Origin of the sequence: Collinsella sp. CLA-JM-H32B (assembly GCF_040098065.1) — a bacterium.
Classification (GTDB): Bacteria; Actinomycetota; Coriobacteriia; order Coriobacteriales; family Coriobacteriaceae; genus Collinsella.
Map to the genome: position 1 here is coordinate 73,119 of NZ_JBBNNA010000008.1, position 18,931 is coordinate 92,049.

Sequence of the window (18,931 nt, forward strand, 5' to 3'; positions counted from 1 at the left end):
CCGTTCGTAAGGACGGTTCGCTTTGTTGTGTAACGAATCCATAAAAAGGAGTGAGCATGCCTATCATCGCAGCGCTCGTTGGCATTGTTTTGGGTGCCATCGCCGCCATTGCCTACATGCGCACCGCCAAGCAGGGTAGTCTTCACGAGGCCGACGAAAAGATCCAGTCGGCTCACGCACAGGCTGAGTCCCTAATCGGTGATGCAAAGCGCCAGGCCGAGACCCTCAAAAAAGAGGCTCTGCTTGAGGCAAAGGAAGAGATCATCAAGAATAAGCAGGCTGCCGAGGCCGAGGACAAGCAGCGTAAGAGCGAGATTCGTACGCTCGAGAACCGTGTGATGCAGCGCGAGGAGTCCCTCGATCGCCGCAACGATGCCCTCGACAAGCGTGAACATCAGCTGTCCAGCCAGGCTGGCCAGGTCGAGAAGCGCTCCCGCGAGCTTGAGGAGCTCTGCGCCAAGCAGACCTCGGAGCTCGAGCGCATCGCCGACCTGACCCGCGAGGACGCTCACAAGGAGCTTCTCGATAAGGTTCGCGGCGAGGTTACCCACGAGGCCGCCACGATCATTCGCGAGTCCGAGCAGCAGGTTCGCGCCGAGTGCCATAAGACCGCTCAGGAGATCCTCTCCCTGGCGATTCAGCGTTGTGCCGCCGACCACACTGCCGAGGTTACCGTTACCTCCGTGCACATTCCTTCCGATGACCTCAAGGGTCGCATCATTGGCCGCGAGGGTCGCAACATCCGCACCTTCGAGCAGGTTTCCGGTGTCAACCTCGTGATCGATGATACGCCCGAGACCGTTGTGCTTTCGAGCTTCGATCCGGTCCGTCGCGAGACCGCCCGCGTGGCCCTTGAGAACCTTATCGCTGACGGCCGCATTCACCCTGCCCGCATCGAGGAGATGTATCACAAGGCCGCCGACTTGGTTCAGCAGCGCGTGCGCGAAGCTGGCGAACAGGCTGCCTTCGATACCGGTATCCACGATCTGCACCCCGAGATCGTTAAGACCCTGGGTGCTCTGCGCTACCGCACCTCGTTTGGTCAGAACGTGCTCCAGCATTCCCTCGAGGTTTCCGACCTGTGCGGCGTGATGGCTTCCGAGCTTGGCCTGGACGTTGTGACTGCCAAGCGCGCCGGCCTGCTACACGATCTTGGCAAGGCTATCGACCATGACGTCGAGGGTCCGCATGCCGTTATCGGCGCCGAGCTCGCCCGTCGCTATGGCGAGAAGCCCGTTATCGTTCACGCTATCGAGGCCCATCACGCCGACGTCGATCCCAACACGGTGCTCGATGTTCTGGTCCAGGCTGCCGATGCCGTTTCTGCCTCTCGCCCCGGTGCCCGTCGCGAATCGGCCGAGAACTACATCAAGCGCCTTGAGAAGCTCGAGGAGATCGCCAACTCCCATGACGGCGTCGAGCGTACCTATGCTATGCAGGCTGGTCGCGAGGTTCACGTCATGGTTCAGCCGGACAAGATTTCCGATGCTCAGTCCACGGTCTTGGCTCATGACATCGCCCATCAGATCGAGGAAGAGATGGAGTATCCCGGTCAGGTGCGCGTCGTCGTGATTCGCGAGAGCCGCGCTGTCGATATCGCTAAATAACATGAACGACGCGAACGAGCTCATCTCATTTATCGCGTCGATGTCGGGGGAGGGCAACCTTCGCGTCGAGGAGAACCTTGGCGAGGGGTATGTCCGCCTCCGCGTTTCGGAGGCCGAGCGGCGCCAGGCAAAGCACGACATTCAGCATGTCGAGGATATTGTCATCGAAATGCTGCGCAACGCTCGTGATGCCGGCGCCGACAAGGTCTATCTCGCCACGACCAAGGAAGATGGCGTCCGTACGCTCGTCTTTCTGGATAATGGCTCGGGCGTGCCGCAGGATATGCAGGAGCGCATCTTTGATGCCCGCGTTACCTCCAAGCTCGAGAGTATGAAGATGGACCGTTGGGGCGTTCACGGTCGAGGCATGGCTTTGTTCTCGATTAAGCAAAACACCGACGAGGCACGCGTTGTCACGTCGGATGTTGACCTTGGCTCGGTCTTTAAGGTGAGCGTCGCTACCGACCGCCTTGGCGAGCGCGCCGATCAGTCCAGCTGGCCTCAGGCCGTGAAGGACGAGGACGGTCACTATGTCTGCGCCCGTGGCCCTCACAACATCATTCGCGCCGCCTGCGAGTTTGCCCTCGAGGAGCTGCGCGCCTGTGATGTCTATCTGGGGTCTCCGTCCGAGATTGCCGCGACGCTGCATGCGCAGGCCTCCAGCCGTCTCGATGCTTCACGTCTTTTGTTTATCGACGACGAAGCCGAGCTTCCCGTGGTCGATCGTCTGGGTCTTGCTTCGGATGCGGAAGACTTTATCCGTATCTGTTCGGGTTTGGGCCTTGAGATGTCCGAGCGTACGGCGCATCGTATCTTGGCGGGCCAGATTAAGCCCGTTCGCGGTGTGACCGCACGCCTGCTACGCGAGCGCGATTCGTCCTCACATGCGTCTGCTCCGGTTGATCTCGCCAAAGATCGTCGCGGGTTGCGTATCGCCAAGGACGACATGGCGCAGTTCTCGCGAGCCGTCGAGCGCGATTTTAACGATCTTGCATCGCGGTACTATCTCAACCTTTGCGGCGACCCCAAGATTCGTGTTTCGCGTGATCGTATTACCGTGACGTTCGACCTTGCCAAAGAGGAATAGCATCTTTACCGAGTCCGTTCGGTACGATACAGTTATTGCAGTTAAAACGTACTTTTAAACGCAGGAGTTTCTTCATGGATTGCCTGAAGGTATCAAGCAAATCATCGCCCGCGTCCGTTGCCGGCGCCATTGCCGGCATGGTCAAAGATGGTGTTCCCGTCAATATTCAGTGTGTTGGCGCGGGTGCCGTCAACCAGGCAATTAAGGCCGTGGCTATCGCGCGCGGCTTTTTGATTCCGACCGGGTTTGATATTTCCTGCGCGCCGGTGTTCTCCGACATCCTCATCAACGGGGAGTCGCGCACGGCCATCCGTCTTTCTATTTACGTTCATCAGATTAATCGAGCTGCCATGGATAACGTTGTGATGGACGACGTTAAGCCTGTGGCATAGAGTTTTTACTCTTTGCCCGCCCTCTTTGATCCCGCTTATTCCACCTCGTTAGGACTTATACACATGGACCAGGGTTCCGTACGCGATATTCTTGCCGGTAAAACCTACTTTATCCGCACCTTTGGCTGCCAGATGAATCAGCACGACTCCGAGCGCGTGAGTGGTCTGCTCGACTCATATGGCTGCCTCATGGCGCTCGATCCGGAGCATGCTGACATTGTCGTGTTCATGACGTGCTGCGTGCGAGAGGCCGCCGATACTCGTCTGTACGGTCAGTGCAACTCTTGTAAGAGCCTCCCGCCTTCGCCCTCGGGCAAGCGCGTGGTCGCCGTGGGCGGCTGTATCGCGCAGCGCGACGGCGAGGGTCTGCTCACCAATGTCGATAACGTCAATGTTATCTTTGGCACGCATTCCATCGCGCATGTTGCCGAGCTCATTGCCGAGGCGTTCTTGGACGGCAAGCGTCATATTCGCACCAATGAACACGAGGACACGGATGCGATGAGCATGCCGTGGCATCGCGAGACCCAGTATCACGCCTGGGTCCCCATAATGACGGGCTGCAACAATTTCTGCACCTATTGCATCGTGCCGTATGTGCGCGGTCGCGAAAAGAGCCGCCCTTTCGAGGAGATTGTCGACGAGGTCACCGGTCTAGTACGCCAGGGCGTGCGAGAGGTCACGCTGCTGGGTCAAAACGTCAACTCCTATGGTCGCGACCTGTTTGGCAAGCCGCGCTTTGCCGATCTGTTGCGTGCCGTGGGCGATACGGGTGTAGAGCGCATCTTCTTTACTTCCTCGCACCCCAAAGACCTGCTGCCCGAGACTATCGACGCTATGGCCGAGACGCCTGCCGTCATGCCGCAGCTGCACCTGGCAGTTCAATCGGGCTCGACGCGCATCCTTAAAGAGATGAATCGTCGCTATACGCGCGAGGATTATCTGGGACTCGTCGATCGCATCCGAAATCGCATGCCCAATATCGCGCTTTCGACCGATATCATCGTGGGATTCCCCGGCGAGACCGAGGAAGACTTTGAGCAGACGCTCTCGCTTGCCGAGACCGTCCGTTATGCTCAGGCCTATACGTTTATCTATTCCAAGCGCGCCGGTACTCCGGCCGCCGAGATTGACGATCCCACGCCGCATGAGGTGATTCTTGAGCGCTTCAATCGTCTGGTGAAGGTTATCGAGACCACAGCGCACGAGTATAACCAGGGTGAGCTCCACACCGTTGTTCCGGCGCTTATTGAGGGTATGAGCAAAAAGAATGACGCGGTGCTGCTGGGCAAGAGTCCTAAGAATCAGACCGTTCATGCACCGATTCCCGCGGGCTACAGCATCGATCAGTTGATTGGCAAGATTGTCGATGTTGACATCGACGTCGCCAAGACGTGGTATCTGTCCGGATCCGTTGTGGGCGAGCCGCGCTAATGATTTCTCCCGGGGCAGGCCTTTCCGCCGTTGCGATTGTCGGTCCGACCGCGGTTGGCAAAAGTGATGTCGCAGATCGTTTGGCGGCTCGTCTTTCGTCCGAAGTGCTGTCGTGTGACGCGATGCAAATCTATCGAGGTATGGATATCGGCACTGCCAAGATGGCACCCGAGGAGTGCACGGCGCCTCTACGCCTGGTCGATATTGTTGAACCGGGCGTTGCATATTCTGCAGCGCTGTATCAGGCAGACGCTCGTGTGCATGTTGAGCGCTTGCTGGGCGAGGGCCGCCTACCGGTGTTTTGCGGGGGCACAGGCCTGTATCTCAAGGCCGCCCTGGATGAAATGGATTTTCCCTCAGGCGAGCTTGAGGACGATCGCCGCGCGGGGTATCAGGAGCTTGCCGAACGCATTGGCGAGGAAGCGCTGCACGCGCTGCTTGCCGAGCGTGACCCCGAGTCCGCTGCGGTCATCCACCCCCATAATGTTCGTCGCGTGATTCGCGCGCTCGAAATGCACGATGATGGTGTGTCCTACGCGCAGCAAAAGTCGCAGTTTAGTGTTCCGCGCGAGCATTATCACGCTCTGTGGTTTGGGTTGATGCGTAATCGTGAGGCGCTTTACGAGCGTATTAACCTACGCGTCGATCTGATGTTTGAGCAGGGTCTTGTTGATGAGGTTCGCGGTCTTATGGACCAGGGGCTGGGAGATGCCCTGACTTCGATGCAGGCGATTGGCTATAAAGAGATTATCGATGCCCTTAACGGCGTGATTTCTATGGATGAGGCTCGCGAACTCATCAAGACGCGTTCGCGTCGCTATGCCAAGCGTCAGCTTTCGTGGTTTAAACGCGATGACCGTATCGTGTGGTTCGATATGGACGAGTTTACGATCGATGAGGTCGTTGAGGATATCCTTCACCGTATCGAGGCGGTCTAATGGCTCGGTTTCCCCTCGTTCCAACGGCTCCTGCGCCCGAACGCGCCGTTCTTGTCGGAGTTGAGTGGCGCGATAACGCCTGGCCGCTCGATCGCTCGCTTGACGAGCTTGAGCGCCTGGCCCATACGGCTGGCGCTCAGTGCGTGGCGCGTTTGTCACAGCGTCTGGTTAAGCCGTATCCAAAATCGTTTATCGGCTCCGGTAAGGTTGAGGAGCTTTGCGGGCTCGTGCATCGTATGGATGCCGATGTTGTTATCTTCGACGACGATTTAACGCCCTCGCAGCAGTCGTATCTGGAGAAAGCCGTGGGCGAACCGGTTAAGATTATCGACCGTACGGCGTTGATTCTCGATATCTTTGGTCTGCACGCTCAGACCCGTGAGGGCCGTCTGCAGGTGCAGTTAGCCCAATTGCAGTATCTGTTGCCCCGCTTGCGCGGTATGTGGAGCCATCTTGCAAAAGAGCAGACACGCGGTGGCATTGGTTCGCGCTTTGGTCAGGGCGAAAGCCAGCTCGAGGTTGACCGACGTTTGATTCGCAACAAGATTGCCGCTCTTCGTCGCGAGCTCAAGCAGGTTGAACAGCGCCGCGATGTCCAGTCAAAGAGCCGTATCGAGTCGCCGGCGTTTCGCGTTGCCCTAGCCGGTTATACCAATGCCGGAAAGTCGACGTTGCTCAATCGCCTGACCGGGTCTACGGTGCTTTCACAGGACAAATTGTTTGCCACGCTCGATCCGACGACGCGCTCGTATCGCTTGCCCGGCGGTCGTGGCATGACCATTACCGATACCGTTGGCTTTATTCAAAAGCTTCCGCATGGTCTCGTTGATGCCTTTAAGTCCACGCTGTCTGAGGTCCTTGGTGCCGACCTGATCCTTAAAGTTGTGGATGCCTCTGACGAGGACTACGAGCGCCAACTCGAGGCAGTCGATCGCGTTCTTGACGAGATCGGTGCCGGCGAGCGTTTGACGCTTACGGTGTTCAATAAAATCGACCTACTCGATAGCGTCGATCGATTGAGTTTCCGTCGTCGCTATCCCGAGGCCGTGCTGTTTTCGGCCCAGACGGGCGAGGGGCTCGACGATCTCGTCGACCGAATTGCTCGAGAGGCGGCTGCCACCGATGTGTTGCTCTCCGCTGATATCCCGTATCGCGAGGGCGCACTCATCACGCTGGTGCATGAGCAGGGAACCCTTCTGCATGAGGAATATCTAGAGGACGGCGTTCGCATTGTGGCGAAGTTACCGGCTCGAATCGCGCCGCGTCTTGAGCGCTATCGTACGGAATAAACGAGCTCTAGTACGCCTAGAATGACAGGCTGATGGAGCAGGTAGAACGGTAAGGCATGCCGACCGAGGACTGCGAGCGCCGGGATGGGATTGGCGTATGCCCATGCCGGCGCTTCGTGCCTTGATGCTTGTGATGCCTGGGCTGTAAAGAAGCCGGTAAGGTACATAAAGACAAACGGAATGAGCGGATAGTAATCTCCCGAAACAAAATCCGGGCCCGGGAATCCAAGCCATGCCAGGTAGGGGAGTGGGTAGACCGCCTTTGGAATGCCCCAGGTTAGGGTAAAAAGAACAAGGCATACTGCGATGCCCCACGAGCCCGGTATTTTTTGGAGTAACGGACGGGTGAGTGCAACCACCGCGGTGCACACCGCCATGCAATAAATGATGCCAAAGTTTACCGAATCGTCGACTGATACCAGTGTAGTTGCAATCCATACGATCAAGGCCGCGGCCGCGTATTTGAGGGCGCGCTTAACGTTATTGCGCGAGAACGTGCACATCCAGCCGGCGATAAACAAAAATACCCAGCTGATACTAGCGCGCCAGATATCCTGGAAAACCGTTTCGGTAAACCATGGCATATCCCATCCATATAGGTAAGCCAAATCGTAGCAGGCGTGGAAACCTGCCATCGATAGCATCGTAAACCCGCGGATGGTATCAAATATGGTGATGCGTTTTTGCATTACGAGAACCGGCGCATTAATCCGACAACCTTACCCAAAATAACGGGGTTCGTCGCATAGATGGGCTCCATGGTGTCGTTCTCGGGCTGCAGGCGCACGCGCCCCTGCTCCTTGTAGAACGTCTTGACGGTCGCCGAGCCATCGATCATGGCCACGACGATTTCGCCGTTCATGGCGCTCTTTTGCTCGCGAACGATAATGTAGTCACCGTTGTAGATGCCGACATTGATCATTGAGTTGCCGTGCACTTCAAGGATAAAGGAGCCCTGGTCTGTGGCGATTTCGGTCGGGATGGTAAAGGTGTCCTCGATATTTTGCTCGGCCAGAATGGGAATCCCAGCCGCGACGCGACCGACGAGCGGCAGCGAGACCGTTCCGCGGGGCGCTGTGGGTTCATCGGATTTGGAAATCGAGACGGAAGATCCGTCCTCATCAAAAAGCTCTAGGGCGCGAGGCTTGGTGGCATCGCGCTTGAGCAGACCTCGAGCCTCCAGGGCAGAGAGATGAGCATGCACCGTGCTGGGGGAGGAGAGGCCTACGGCCGATGCCATCTCGCGCACACTGGGCGGATAGCCCTTCTCCTGCTGATATTCCTTGATGAAGTCGTAAATCTGCTGCTGACGCTTGGTAATTTTGCGAGCCATCAGGGGATCCTCTCTGCCAATGTCAAACAAATGTTCGATTATTGCTTGACAGGAACAACTGTTCGAAGATAATAATAACCGAACATTCGTTCTCGCGCTAGACATTTTTGTCCGCGCGGCTTGATAAAACTGTTCTCAGCAAAACACGCGAGAGGAGAACATGATGAACGCAACGGATATGGTCCAGGGAAACCTCGCCCTTAAGCTCGAGACGCCTGCGGCGCCGGCTTTCACGGTTGTTAAAGGCGGCCGATCTGGTTTCCAAACACTGCCTGGCAAGCCCGTCCGCAGCCAGTGCGTCGCCACGACTTCGGCCCCCGTTGCCCTAAAGGCTTCGACGATCGCCGCTCTTGCCGTTGCGCTCACGCTCTTCTTTGTACTTGCCACCTCGATCTTCAGCGCTCGTCACGCCGCGTATGCCGAGTCGGTATCCAACGTTACCTACGAGACCGTCCGTGTTCAGTCTGGCGATTCCTTGTGGTCGCTAGCCCAGGAGCATCCGATTGAGGGTCTTTCCACGCAGGAGACCTCTGATATGATCCGCAACGTCAATCACCTGGAGCATGGCTCGCTCGATGCCGGTGTGCATCTTAAAGTTCCCGCACGTTCCTAAGATTTAAGTACCGTCGCATGGTACCCTTGTAATCGTTTTAGAGGAGGTACCATGCGCTGTCCCAAATGCGGCAAGGCACATACCCGCGTCGTTGATTCCCGCATGCAGGAATCAAATAACACCATCAAGCGCCGTCGCGAATGCTGCTCATGCAATTATCGCTTTACGACATTTGAGCGTTGTGAAGACCCTATCGAGGTCATTAAGTCAGACGGATCCAAGCAACGGTTCGATCGCAATAAGCTGCTGGTCGGTTTGATGCGCGCTACGATCAAGCGTGATATCGATACTAAAAAGCTCAACGAGATCATTGACGATATTGAGGTCGAGCTTCGCTCCCGTACGCTTACGGCCGTTACGTCTCATGAGCTGGGCGATATGGTTCTTAAGCGGTTGGCCAAGATCGATAAAGTGGCCTACATCCGCTTTGCCTCGGTCTATCGCGATTTCAAAGACGTCGATGAGTTTCTGCAAGAGCTCGACAAGCTAAGGTGATTTCATGTCCAACATTACCGTTAACATTAAACGTCTCGACCCAACCGTCGAACTTCCCAAATACGCCCATCCTACAGATGCCGGTCTTGACCTGCGTTCCAACGAGGATTGCATTCTGAAGCCCTTTGAGCGTCGTCTGGTCTCCACGGGCCTAGCTATCGCTCTGCCCGACGGCTACGCCGGCTTTGTCCAGCCCCGCAGCGGCCTGGCCATTAAGCAAGGCCTGTCCATAGTCAACACTCCTGGCCTCATCGACGCCCACTACCGAGGAGAGCTCAAAGTCATCCTCATCAACCTAGACCCCACGAACAACATCCAAATCAACAAAGGCGACCGCATCGCCCAACTCGTCATCCAAGAAGTCCCCACGGTCAACCTCGTAGAAGTACAAGAACTAGACGAAACCGACCGAGGAGCCGGCGGTTTCGGTTCTAGCGGCGTCGCTTAGGGCGCTCATATCCCTCCCGCCCGCCTCTCACACATATCATTCCATGCTCAAACATTCTCGCTTCGCTTCGCTCACTGCGAAACTGCGCGTGGAACGATATGTGTGAGAGGCGGGCGGGCGGTTACTCGCTTGAAAAATAAAAGCCTTTCTTTCTAGTAAGCCGATGCGATAAAGGAAAACCTCCTTTCTCGCATCGGCTTACTATATTTATTTTTTCCGGTTTCTCCTTTGCAGGTTCTAATGGTAGGGAATCTGGCATAGCTGCTAGCACGTAAACGTAGCTGCTCGGCGGGAGCCGCCCATATATCGTTCCACGCGCAGTTTCGCAGCGCAGCGAGAATGTTTGAGCATGGAATGATATATGGGCGGCTCCCGCCGAGCAGCGGACTTTCGTCTACCTGATATGCGCAGGTTTTCCGCCCCAGTAGAAGCGGCAGAAGGCTCGTTTGCGCTTTTGGGGCTTGCCTGTAAGCTCCATGGTGGCGACGGCAATGTCTTCGGCTGCGTGGGGACGGCGTAGTACTTCGCCGTTGATGAGTAGGGCTTTAAGCGACTCCGGATGATCGTGCAGGTGGCGCAACGTCACGATGAGCTCTCGTGCCGTGGTGACGTGCATGCTGGCGCCCATGCCGGTGAGCATAGTGGTGTTGGCCTTTTCCTGGCCATAGGACTTGCCCAGCAGGATCATCGGCAGATGTGCGCATAGGCACTCGGTGACCGTTAGTCCGCCCGATTTGAGGATTGCCAGGTCGCAGCCGTGCATGAGGGCCGCCATGTCGTCGACATAGTCCAACACCGTGACGTTCTCGAGCTTCATGGCATCGAAGAGCGTCTTCAGCCGGGTGGCATACTCCACGTCTTTGCCCGGCAAAAAGACAAAGTGCATGTCTTCGAAGCTGCGCAGAAAGGGGAGTATGTGGTCCATCGCCGCGCGAAACCGGACGTAAGGCTGAGGCAAACTGGCACCGGCCATTACCAGCACGACGGTCTTGTCGGTGGGGAGGTTGAACTTGGCAAGCTCTTCCTCGCGATCGTAATCCGTGTCGAATCCGGCGCGAATAGGAATGCCGGTAATGCGAATCTTTGCCTCGGGCACCTTGCGCGGTCGCAGCGTTTCGGCCATAAATTCGTTGGCAACACAGAATAGATCGGTGTCCTTGTGGGGCCACCAGCCCTCGACTTCGTAGTCGGTCGGGACGCAGATGACCGGATAATCGATACCCGTAATTACGCGGGCGCCCACGGCAACGTTGGCTGCCGTGATGTGCGTTGCGACCACGGCTATGGGCCTGCGGTTACGAATATATTCGTTGAAGGCGGGGAACATAATTCGCGACCATGCCGTGCCGCCACCCCAGAGAAGATGTCCCGTAAGCGTATACCGCCAGGTCAGGTCGTAAATGGGGCGCGTGGCTCCCGTAAAAGAAGCCGCGGTCTTATTGCCGTCGAATTTAATGCGTCCAAAATCAAGGATATCGAGCACTTCAATCTCAACATCCTCGGGGATGCCATTGGTGCCGCGGATGAGGTCGAATGCCTGCGCAATCGCATTTGCGGCGGCCTTGTGGCCCGAGCCGACCGAGGCGTGCACGATGGTCACGAGGGGTTTTTGCTGAGCCAAGAGCGTGGTTTGCTCCGATTGGGGAGCGCTGTTCGTGAGCAGGGGAGCATCGTCGCTCGTCTGCGTCTGATCCATCGATAACTCCCCTTCGACGTTGTAACACGGATTTATCATTGTAGTGCATGAGTGTCACGTTCACGTAAATTTGGGTATGAGCGCAAAGAACGACAACGTTTCGACGAGAGGACTCTTCATGACTACCGATCAGACAATCGATGTTGCGATTATCGGCGGCGGCCCCGCGGGCTATGCTGCCGCCATTTATGCGGCGCGTGCCAACCTGACGACGACTGTCCTTGAGCAGGGCATGTCTGGCGGACAGATCGCCACGTCCAACGAGATCGAGAATTATCCTGGCATTCCGCTACTGAGCGGTGCCGAACTTGGTGAGCGGTTTCAACAGCATGCTGAAGGCCTGGGGGCTCAGGTTGAATGGAGTATGGTGACAGGCGTCGATTACGATGCCGATGCGGCACAATTTACCATCCATCATGATATGGGCGATACAGCAGCCAAGAGCGTCGTTGCGTGCATGGGCGCCACGCCGCGTCCTGCGGGTTTTGTCGGCGAGGACACGTATCGCGGTCGTGGCGTTTCGTACTGCGCGACGTGTGACGGCATGTTCTTCCGTGGCAAGCAGGTCTTTGTTGTCGGAGGCGGCAATTCGGCATGCGAGGAGGCGCTGTTCCTGTCCGACATTGCCAGCAGCGTGACTATCGTGCTGCGTCGCGATCAGTTCCGTGCACCCGAGGGCGTTGTGAATAAGGTGCTTGCTAAGGACAATATTTCAGTTAGGTACCAAACTAGTATTGTTGAGCTTTCTGGTGAAGCGATGCCCACGACAATCACGTTTAAGGACAACGCAACCGGTGAAACGTATTCCGAGTCTTTTGATCCGGGCTCGTTTGGCATTTTTGTCTTTACGGGGACGCAGCCACATACCGAGCTCGTTGAGCACCTAGTCGATCTGGCTCCCGACGGCGGCATTGTCACCGATGATTCCATGGCAACCCGCACACCCGGATTATTCGCAGCCGGCGATATTCGTTCCAAGCGTTTACGCCAGGTTGTGACCGCCGTATCGGACGGTGCTATAGCGGCAACCAGCGCATACGCTTTCCTACGCGGATAAGTACGATAATATATCTTATGTAAGGTTGCTATCTTTAAACAAAGTGGTTGGACGGTGCGTCAATGTGCTGTCTAACCACTTTTACTTAGCGGCTATGTGGTATGCAAAACTAGATAACCTAGAATACAATATAGAAAACGAACGGAGGCCTCTTATGAACCACGCTAAACATGTTATCCCGATGTCCGATACATCGGTCAGCATTAAGCCGGAGGATATTCAGCCGACGGTGCTGCCGGATGCATTTATTCAGTCCGATATGGTGGGAAAACTCAACGCGTTGAGCTTGCCACGCTATGACCAGCTGCCCAACGTAACGCTCTATCGCGATCAGGTTATTGAATATGTTGCGCTGTGGATGGAGCCGCTTTCGATTTGCGTAGAGCAGCCCGTTATCACGCCATCGATGATCAATAACTACGTGAAGGTCGGCCTCGTTCCTGCTCCGGTTAAAAAACAGTATGGCCGTGAGCAGATTGCGCGTCTCATCGCCATTTGTATCTTTAAGCAGGTGCTACCCATCGCTGCGGTTCAGGCGCTCTTTAATATTCAGCGCTTGAGCTACGACGCTCCGACCGCCTTTGATTATGTTGTCGATCAGCTTGAGGCATCGATTCGTGCGGCGTTTTCCGTCGAGCAGACTCCTGTGCCCGATACCGCACATCAAGTTACGCGCGAGTCGCTGCTCGTACGCAGTGCGGTATCGTCCTTTGTTTCGAAGGCATACCTGATGAGCTATCTTAAGTTCAATGGGTTTAATAGCTAACTGAGGTATAAGACGGGCGGGATAAGGGGCCAGTGGCCCCTTATCCCGCCCGCGCGTTTGACTAGTTGTACATTATCGGCCCGAAGCTACACCCATGCCGTAACCGATGATGAGACCGTGCATCTCGGCGTAATAGGAATCTAGCCCGTTACAGGGCATGATGATAGTCTTGGAGCCTGGCCAGTGCTCCACAATGCGGTCGGCAAGCGCCTGGGCTCCAGCTTCGTTCTCAACGTGATCGATGATGACCTCGCCGCCAGTAAAGCCCTCGGCCTCCATGGTGTCGACAATCTTGGTGAGCATCTTCTTTTCGCCACGCGTGTGCCCAACGAGTTCAATTTCGCCCGCTTCGCTCGCAGTGCCTAAAATGCGGATATTGAGCTTGTTGGCAATGACCCCGGCTGCCTTGGGAATACGTCCAGCCTTCGCAAGGTTTTCGTAATTGCATAAACTAAAGAGGATTTTGCTGTTTTGCTCCAAGCTATCGAAATAGGCGCAGGCGTCTTCAAAGGAAACGTCCGGGTTGCTCGCAAGATAGCGGTCGAACAGCAAGAAGATCAGATCCATTTTGCCACCTGCGGCTCGCGAGTTAACCAAATGAATCTGGCGGTTGGGCTCCTCGGCAAGCACCATGTCACGTGCGGTGGCTGCGGCATTGTAGCTTCCCGATACGCCCTCCGAGATGGGCATGCAGATCGTCTTGTCGGCAAGCCTAAAGAGTTCAGCCCACTCCCCTACGCTTGGACAGGCGCTCGAAGAAGCGCTCGACTCCGCCTGCACGGCGCAATTGAGCTCGTTAACATCGAGCGAGAGGTCATCGACAAATTCGCGCTCCCCCACTCGGATCTTAAGGGGTGCAAATGCAAAGGTGGTATGAGGTGCGGTTGGTTGCCAATCGCGAAGATTGCAGCTCGAATCGGAAATAAGTGCCCAGCTCATTGAGGGTCCTTTCTAATTGTTCCCCAACAATTATAGCCATCTTTTTGATTGATTGAACAGCTATCTAGTTTTGAATACTAGATAGCTGTCTTGATCTTATGGCAAACGGTAGGGGCAAAAAGAATGGGCCTCGTGACTCAAGATCGCGAGGCCCACGTTCGTTCGCTGTAGTAATAAATTAGTAGCGTACGAAGATGTAGTTGTTATTCATACCGGCTGCGACGGAGCTGATGATGACGCCCGTCTTGTAGTCGGAAGCATGGATCATCTGGCCGTTACCAATGTAGATGCCGGTGTGGTAAGAGTTAACCACGACGTCACCAGGCTGGGGATCGGACACGCGGGTCCAGCCCATGAAGGTACCCGTGGTGCCAAGGCGGCAATAACGGCCGGTGAGGCAATAGCTCACAAAGCCGGAGCAGTCAAAGCTGTTCGGTCCAATACCGCCCCAAGAATAAGCATAACCGAGCTTGCTGTAGGCGCGCGAAACAACGGTACCACCGTCAACGGACTGGCTCGGTGCGGAAGGCGTCGGAGCCGGAGCGGGCGTCACGGGCTGCGGCGTGGGAGCAGGAGCGGGCGCGGGCGCAGGCGTGTTGCCGCCGCCGTTGTTGGTCGTACCGCCACCATTGTTGGTGTTCTCGGTCGTACCGGCGGTGTCATTGCTCACCGTGGCCTTTTCGGCGGTGCTGGCATTAATGCCAGCCTGCAGCGCAGCGTTGGCCTCGGCCTCGGCAGCAAGCTCGGCCTGCAGCTGCGAATCCAGGGAGTTCACGACACTCTGGGCCTCAGCCTGCTGGGCGTTGAGCTCGTCGACCTTCTTCTGCGTCGCGGCGACGTTCTTCTCCTGTTCGGTCTGCTTATCGGTGAGCTGCTGCTTAAGGTCCTTGACCTCCTGAATGGTCTGGGCCTGCTTGTCGGACACCTTACCGTAGTAGAAGAGACGGTTGAGCATGTCGCCAAGATCGTCGACGCCCGTCAGAACCTGAAGGAGACTCAGACCGCCGGTCTTGTACTCACCGGCAACGTAGCTCGAAAGCTTTGCCTGGCCCTCGGCAATCTCTTGCTGCTTTTGCGTGATCTCGCCTGCAGTCTGATCAAGCTCCTGCGTCTGTGCGGAGAGTTCTTCATGAATTTGCTGGGTTTGGGTGCCGATCTGCTCGAGCTTGGTACGAGCAGCGGCAAGGTCGGATGCGGTATCGGCGTATGCCGGAGCCACGAGGCCCAGGCCCAAAACACAAGCGAGGGTTGCCGTAGCAGCGCAGCGTGCCATGTTTCTGTGCGTGTTTGCTGTGCGCATGTAGCTTCCTTTCCGGTATCTAAGGGTAGCGGCTAGTCCACCGTTACCAGGCTAAAGAGCTCAACGTCCTCGTTAGAAGGCGTGAGCTTCTTGCGCGGGTTGAGAAACGCAAGCTCAAGGATACAACCGTAGCCCACAAGCTTTGCGCCCATATCTCGCACCAGTTTACCTGTTGCCTCGACGGTTCCGCCCGTCGCGACCAAGTCGTCCAGAATCAACACGGTATCTTTAGAGCTGATGGCATCGGCGTGGATCTCGATAGAATCCGTTCCGTACTCGAGCTCATAGCTCTCGCTCACCGTCTTGCGCGGCAGTTTACCCGGCTTACGTGCGGGAACAAAGCCGGCGCCCAGGGCGACGGCCACGGGCACGCCCACCATAAAGCCACGAGCCTCGGGGCCGACGACCTTAGTAATGCCCATGCCAGCAAAATGCTCGGCGAGTGCATCGACCATGGCCTTCAGAGCCTCAGGATTGCCAAAGAGCGGCGTGATGTCTTTAAAGACGACTCCGGGCTCGGGATAGTCGGGGATATCGACAATATGAGATTCGAAGTCGTACATGGCGTGACCTTTCATGGATTGCCGGGTGGACGGCGGTTATTTGCCCGTGTTAGCAGACGGGTTATGCGAGGGGACGACGACCTTGAACGGCTGCACGAGCGACTCGTCGTGCGCGGCAACCGCGGGGACGCTTGTCGCATCGCTTTTAGCCTTGGTGGATTCGGAACGCGCGATCTCCTCATCGAGGGCATCGATGTCAGCGTCCTCGACCACGGCGTTGAGCGACTCAAAGACACGATTCTTAAGGAGCGCGGTGTGCACACCCTCGGTGAGGTCATGCAACTTTTTAAAAGCGCGCTCGAGCTTGGCGTCGCGCTCGTCATCGGAGGTATCCATGCCGAGCATACTCACGAGAACCTGCTCAAACATCGAAGACTCGCGGTTTGCCGACGATACGTACTGACGCAGGTTGCGCGGCTCAATGTGGAAGCGCGACAGCTCCGAGCAGTAACGGATAATCGGGAAATCTCGGCCATCGACGAGCTCTCGGTTCTGCGGGCTCTTGATGATGCGGATAAGATCGTTCTCGGCAAGGGAGCGGATAAACGAGATCTCGACGCCGAGCATATCGGGAATGGTCTCGATGGGATGCAGCTTTTGCTTGGTCTCCTTGGGTTCCGTCTTAAGCGGAACATCGGATAAAAGACCCACCTCGTAAGCCAAAGTGGACAGGTCCGTTGCGTTTTCCAAGCGCTGCTTAATGACGTTGAGCGGCATGTAGCGGGTCTTCTGCAGGTGCAGGATGACCTCGAGACGGTCAACGTCTTCCTTGGAGTACTGACGATACCCCTTAGGCGTGCGATGAGGGGTGATGAGCCCCTCATCTTCTAGAAATCTAATTTTTGAGTTTGAAAGATCGGGGTATGCGCCTCGAAGAAGGTTGACGACTTGGCCGATACTCAGATAGTTGCGTTCGGCCATTAACTACTCACCGGTTTCGATGCGCTCCGGCGTGCTCTCGTGGTAGATGAGCGTGAACGTACCGATCTGAACGGAAGAGCCGTCGTGCAGCGGAGCACCGTTGACGATGGCGCCGTCAACCCACGTACCGTTGAGCGAGCCCAGATCCTCAATACGGGCGCCCAGGCCCTCACGAATAATGCGTGCGTGGCTGCGCGAGACGGTCATGTCGTTGAGGAAGATGCCGTTCGCGGGATCGCGGCCGATGGTGGTCACGTCGTCCTCGAGCTCAAAGGCAGCTCCGGTCTGCGGGCCCTTGACGATGGACAGAACCGGAGCGGTGATGTGCACGTTGGCCATAAGGTCGGGAACAGTAACATCGCTCGAAGGAACGCGGAAAACGCAGGTAGCGTCCGCAGTCTTATCGTTCTGAGGCATATTGTTAACCTTGTTGTCCATGACAACCCCTATCTAACGCGGCCACGCCGCAAAGAATGAACCGTACGTAATCATACCCCAATGAATCAGTCTTCGATTTCGGGGTTGAGAAAGTCGGTGTCCTCGTCCTCGGGATGCGCGATGGCCTGTTTAATGGCCGCCCCTCCCTTAATGGAATAGATGACAGCGGTGAGCATGGAGAAGATCACGCCGCCGTACACAAAGAAGATGCCGAGGGGCACCGAGCTGCCATTGAGGCCTGGGAATGCCGTGAACGTGGCGGGCAGCAGATGCCAGCCGTCTATGATGGGGAACCCAAGCAGCATGAGTGAGAAGCCGGTCATGAGCAGCGCCGTGGCAATCTTGCCGGGAAAGACGACATCGATGGGACGACGGTGATAATGGCGCACGATGAGCGTGCCGATACCCAGGTAGATATCGCGGCCGATAATGAGCACGCAGACCCAGATGGGAAGCTCGCCGCGGACTACCAGGCCCAACACGCCGGTAAACAGCAGTGCACGGTCGCAGATGGGGTCCATGACCTTGCCGAGCCACGAGACCGTTTTGGTCATGCGGGCAATCTGACCGTCCATCCAGTCGGTGGAGGCCGCGATAGCATAGATGACAATGGCTACGACACGGTTGTTGTCCGTCACAAACAGGTACAGGAAGACGAGCGTGAGGACCAGGCGCGTAAAGGTAATGAAATTGGAGATCGTAAAGATCTTATTCGACGGGTAATCGGAAGTGCCGATAAGCTCCTTTTTGATCTTCTTCTTGATGCCCACAGGACTCCCCCGCTGGTAAACGACAAAACTTTCGATACTATACCCGTTCTAGCGATGTCTATCCAGCGTAAGCATAGAGAGTCCAGACATGTGGAGGGTGGTATCGGGCGGGATGTCATTCGATTTTGTGTACATCAGCCTCCAAAAATGACATTTTATGTCTGACGTTGAACGAAGCTGGTTGATAACAAGCAGGTGGAATAAACATGGAGCCCGACACCTCTCGCGCAATCGACGCGCGGCAAGGGTCTGGCCCATCTCATATGTTGCCAACGCTAACGGTGAACCTGAGCGCCCGGGCACATTCTTTGTTGGCTGAAACCGGCATAGCAACTAGCGGAAGGCATCATCGAAGGAGTGTGCTGGAAAGCACCCGTCTCCTTAACTGTTAGAAATGCAAGTTAATAATCTATGTGGTCAATATAATACCGTTGAACCCGCGTATCGATACCGCTCAGCCATTCGCCTCGCCCCCATCGCACGCATCTTCATTCGGTCTTGCATTATTAATCTAACGATGCTTTGAGAAATGTAGGTGCTTCTAAATGTACTGTCGACTTCTTCTCAAACTAATCCTAAGAGACAGGGCCGTATGGATCTCTACGCTCGTTCTCGCTGCAGCCTTCTCCATAACCATTGCGTTCAATTCACCCATCTACGGGCCCTTCTTTATGAAGCAGGGCATGCAGAGCTTTGTCGACGCATTCAATACGCGCGCACCCCAAGCCAGCGGCACAGACCTATCTCCAGAGCAGCAAGTCGACGCGGAGCTTGCAAGATACGCGAACGCCGCCCTTGCCGCTCAAACCGACGCCGCCTTTCTCGATTCTGCCGAGAGCTACTAC

Annotated in this window: 21 protein-coding genes; 12 read left to right on the top strand and 9 right to left on the bottom strand. The window is 56.2% G+C overall.

The genetic code is table 11. From position 1 onward, the window contains the following. Positions 1-56 precede the first annotated feature (56 nt). The 6 genes from rny to hflX all read left to right on the top strand — a co-directional run bounded on the left by rny (position 57) and on the right by hflX (position 6,747). Complete coding sequence (rny, locus tag AAA138_RS06095) at positions 57-1,607, top strand: ribonuclease Y (RefSeq protein ID WP_115596193.1); 1,551 nt, start codon at positions 57-59, stop codon at positions 1,605-1,607. Between the two features lies 1 nt (position 1,608). Further along, positions 1,609-2,694: an ATP-binding protein gene (locus AAA138_RS06100; protein WP_349089992.1), complete on the top strand. Its 1,086-nt coding sequence runs from the start codon at positions 1,609-1,611 to the stop codon at positions 2,692-2,694. Between the two features lie 74 nt (positions 2,695-2,768). Beyond that, positions 2,769-3,086, top strand: a complete 318-nt coding sequence (locus AAA138_RS06105; RefSeq protein WP_006235982.1) for a stage V sporulation protein S — start codon at positions 2,769-2,771, stop codon at positions 3,084-3,086. Between the two features lie 63 nt (positions 3,087-3,149). Further along, entirely contained in the window at positions 3,150-4,520 is a 1,371-nt protein-coding gene (gene miaB / locus AAA138_RS06110; RefSeq protein ID WP_349089993.1) for a tRNA (N6-isopentenyl adenosine(37)-C2)-methylthiotransferase MiaB, read from the top strand. Further along, positions 4,520-5,458 carry a tRNA (adenosine(37)-N6)-dimethylallyltransferase MiaA gene (miaA, locus tag AAA138_RS06115; protein WP_349089994.1) on the top strand — a complete coding sequence of 313 codons (939 nt, stop codon included), beginning with the start codon at positions 4,520-4,522 and terminating at the stop codon, positions 5,456-5,458. The genes miaB and miaA overlap by 1 nt, the downstream gene beginning before the upstream one ends. Further along, the gene (gene hflX, locus AAA138_RS06120; protein ID WP_349089995.1) at positions 5,458-6,747 is read left to right on the top strand and encodes a GTPase HflX; all 1,290 of its coding nucleotides are present in this window, start codon (positions 5,458-5,460) and stop codon (positions 6,745-6,747) included. Before miaA ends, hflX begins: the two co-directional genes overlap by 1 nt. Here the strand turns inward: hflX and AAA138_RS06125 are convergent. Both AAA138_RS06125 and lexA read right to left on the bottom strand, forming a co-directional pair. Next, on the bottom strand, positions 6,732-7,436 hold the full coding sequence (locus AAA138_RS06125) for a heparan-alpha-glucosaminide N-acetyltransferase (RefSeq protein ID WP_349089997.1): 705 nt from the start codon (positions 7,434-7,436) through the stop codon (positions 6,732-6,734). The genes hflX and AAA138_RS06125 overlap by 16 nt on opposite strands. Then, positions 7,436-8,080 (bottom strand): transcriptional repressor LexA, encoded by a 645-nt coding sequence (gene lexA / locus AAA138_RS06130; RefSeq protein ID WP_195445494.1) that lies wholly within the window; start codon positions 8,078-8,080, stop codon positions 7,436-7,438. Before lexA ends, AAA138_RS06125 begins: the two co-directional genes overlap by 1 nt. A gap of 163 nt (positions 8,081-8,243) precedes the next feature. Between lexA and AAA138_RS06135 the strand changes: the two genes are divergently transcribed. The 3 genes from AAA138_RS06135 to dut are packed head-to-tail and all read left to right on the top strand — an operon-like array spanning position 8,244 to position 9,636. Next, complete coding sequence (locus tag AAA138_RS06135; RefSeq protein ID WP_349089999.1) at positions 8,244-8,693, top strand: LysM peptidoglycan-binding domain-containing protein; 450 nt, start codon at positions 8,244-8,246, stop codon at positions 8,691-8,693. Positions 8,694-8,744: 51 nt separating this feature from the next. Continuing rightward, on the top strand, positions 8,745-9,188 hold the full coding sequence (gene nrdR, locus AAA138_RS06140; protein WP_055285168.1) for a transcriptional regulator NrdR: 444 nt from the start codon (positions 8,745-8,747) through the stop codon (positions 9,186-9,188). A gap of 4 nt (positions 9,189-9,192) precedes the next feature. After that, on the top strand, positions 9,193-9,636 hold the full coding sequence (gene dut / locus AAA138_RS06145) for a dUTP diphosphatase (protein WP_195239286.1): 444 nt from the start codon (positions 9,193-9,195) through the stop codon (positions 9,634-9,636). A 394-nt stretch (positions 9,637-10,030) separates the two neighbouring features. On the opposite strand, the gene AAA138_RS06150 is transcribed toward dut, so the two are convergent. After that, a complete protein-coding gene (locus AAA138_RS06150; RefSeq protein ID WP_349090000.1) occupies positions 10,031-11,332 on the bottom strand; it encodes a glycosyltransferase in 1,302 nt (433 codons plus the stop codon). A gap of 118 nt (positions 11,333-11,450) precedes the next feature. On the opposite strand from AAA138_RS06150, the gene AAA138_RS06155 reads away from it, so the two are divergent. Together AAA138_RS06155 and AAA138_RS06160 are read left to right on the top strand one after the other, a co-directional pair. Next, entirely contained in the window at positions 11,451-12,389 is a 939-nt protein-coding gene (locus AAA138_RS06155) for an FAD-dependent oxidoreductase (protein WP_349090002.1), read from the top strand. Between the two features lie 154 nt (positions 12,390-12,543). Beyond that, positions 12,544-13,155, top strand: coding sequence for a DUF1836 domain-containing protein (locus tag AAA138_RS06160; RefSeq protein WP_187361898.1), 612 nt, complete (start codon positions 12,544-12,546; stop codon positions 13,153-13,155). 72 nt (positions 13,156-13,227) lie between these two features. Here the strand turns inward: AAA138_RS06160 and AAA138_RS06165 are convergent, their stop codons facing one another. The 6 genes from AAA138_RS06165 to AAA138_RS06190 form a co-directional block, all read right to left on the bottom strand. Beyond that, positions 13,228-14,094 (bottom strand): DegV family protein, encoded by an 867-nt coding sequence (locus tag AAA138_RS06165; protein WP_349090004.1) that lies wholly within the window; start codon positions 14,092-14,094, stop codon positions 13,228-13,230. Positions 14,095-14,272: 178 nt separating this feature from the next. Then, positions 14,273-15,394, bottom strand: a complete 1,122-nt coding sequence (locus tag AAA138_RS06170) for an NlpC/P60 family protein (RefSeq protein ID WP_349090005.1) — start codon at positions 15,392-15,394, stop codon at positions 14,273-14,275. Positions 15,395-15,426: 32 nt separating this feature from the next. After that, positions 15,427-15,957 carry an adenine phosphoribosyltransferase gene (locus AAA138_RS06175; protein WP_195233681.1) on the bottom strand — a complete coding sequence of 177 codons (531 nt, stop codon included), beginning with the start codon at positions 15,955-15,957 and terminating at the stop codon, positions 15,427-15,429. 36 nt (positions 15,958-15,993) lie between these two features. Beyond that, on the bottom strand, positions 15,994-16,878 hold the full coding sequence (locus AAA138_RS06180; protein ID WP_349090006.1) for a MerR family transcriptional regulator: 885 nt from the start codon (positions 16,876-16,878) through the stop codon (positions 15,994-15,996). A gap of 3 nt (positions 16,879-16,881) precedes the next feature. Continuing rightward, the gene (locus AAA138_RS06185) at positions 16,882-17,316 is read right to left on the bottom strand and encodes an FHA domain-containing protein (RefSeq protein WP_195239292.1); all 435 of its coding nucleotides are present in this window, start codon (positions 17,314-17,316) and stop codon (positions 16,882-16,884) included. 65 nt (positions 17,317-17,381) lie between these two features. Then, positions 17,382-18,086 carry a CDP-alcohol phosphatidyltransferase family protein gene (locus AAA138_RS06190; protein ID WP_349090008.1) on the bottom strand — a complete coding sequence of 235 codons (705 nt, stop codon included), beginning with the start codon at positions 18,084-18,086 and terminating at the stop codon, positions 17,382-17,384. A 545-nt stretch (positions 18,087-18,631) separates the two neighbouring features. Here AAA138_RS06190 and AAA138_RS06195 point away from each other — a divergent pair. After that, the coding region (locus AAA138_RS06195) for a hypothetical protein (RefSeq protein ID WP_349090009.1) at positions 18,632-18,931 on the top strand (300 nt) is incomplete at its 3' end.